This window comes from Micrococcus sp. LASM2_SD2, from assembly GCF_057364565.1.
Window position 1 is genome coordinate 1 of record NZ_JBNFOB010000364.1, and the last position, 1,451, is coordinate 1,451.

1 protein-coding gene is annotated in these 1,451 nt (G+C 74.8%); it reads left to right on the top strand.

Features of this window, described 5'->3' with window-relative positions:
- Positions 1 to 1,451, top strand: a 1,451-nt coding sequence (locus AC2W7A_RS12360; RefSeq protein ID WP_485991605.1) for a 3'-5' exonuclease, incomplete at both ends; no start/stop codon positions are given.

Consider the following 1,451-nt stretch of genomic DNA (forward strand, 5'->3'; position numbering starts at 1 on the left):
GGCCCCGTGCCGTCCCGGGCGATCCTGTGCCGCGGCCGGGCCCAGTTCGGACCGGTCGTCGACGCGCTGGAGGCCGCCGGCGCCCCGTACCAGGTGCTGGGCCTGAACGGCCTGCTGTCCCTGCCGGAGGTGGCCGAGGTCCTCGCCGTCCTGCACGTGGTCGCCGAGCCCGGCCGGTCCGACCACCTCGTGCGCATGCTCGCCGGTCCCCGCTGGCGGATCGGTCCCGCAGACCTGGCGCTGCTGCACGAGCGCGCCCGCTTCGTGGCACGGCTGCGCACGCGGCAGTCCGAGGAGGAGGCCGCACGCCTCGAGGACACCAGCCCGGAGGAGGACGCGGACGCCGCCGTGCTGCTCGAGGCCCTCGACGACCTGCCCCGGGAATCGAGCCGCTGGACCGGCCGAGACGGACGCACCTTCTCCGCCGAGGGGCTGCGTCGCCTGACCCGTGCCCGTGACCTGTTGCGCCGCCTCGCCCGCCGCACGGACATGGACCCCGCCGAGATGATCGGCGAGGTCGAGCGCGCCACCGGTCTGGACGTCGAGCTGGCGCTGCGACCCGGCCCGTCCGCTGTGGCCGCGCGTCGCCACCTCAACGCCTTCATCGACGCCGCCCGCCAGTTCGGCCAGCGGGCCGTCGGCCGCACCGTGGACCTCGCCGGGTTCCTCGCCTGGGTCGAGTCCGCCGCCGAACACGAGAAGGGCCTGGGCATCGAGAACGCCGAACCCGACCCCCGCGCGATCTCCGTCCTGACCGCCCACGCCTCGAAGGGGTTGGAATGGGACGTCGTGGCCGTGCCGGGGCTGGTGCGCGGGACCTTCCCCTCGACGAGCACCGATCGATGGACGAGCATGTCCGCCGGGGCCCTGCCCTGGCCGCTGCGCGGCGACCGCGAGGCGCTGCCGCAGTGGGACCACTCCTGGGCGGAGAACGACCGAGACTGGGCCGAGAGCTCCGGCAAGGTCAGGGCCAAGTCCGCGCTCGAACTGCTCGGCTCCCGCCCGGACTTCGCCACCCTGCTCACCGAGCACTCCCTCCGCGATGAGCGGCGTCTGGCCTACGTGGCGTTCACCCGTGCCCGCAGCCGGCTGTGGCTCAGCACCACCCAGTGGAAGGGGACGAACAAGACGCCGGTCGACGTCTCCGAGTTCTTCGCCGAGGCCGCCGAGCTCGCTGAGGACGGGCGGACCCCCGTGGCCGGTGTCGCCTGGGGCCACCGGCTCTCCGCGGACGAGCGGACCGAGCAGAATCCGACGGCCGGCCGCATGCGCGCCGCGTTCTGGCCCTTCGACCCCCTTGATGGGCCGGAGGCCTTCGACGTGGACCCCGACGACCCGGAGGACCGTGACGCATGGCAGCCGTTGCCGCGCCGTTCCCGGGGCCGTCGTGCCGCCGTGGAAGCCGGCCGCGGCCGCCGTGCCAGCCGCAGACCGGCCCGCAGCCTCGGACC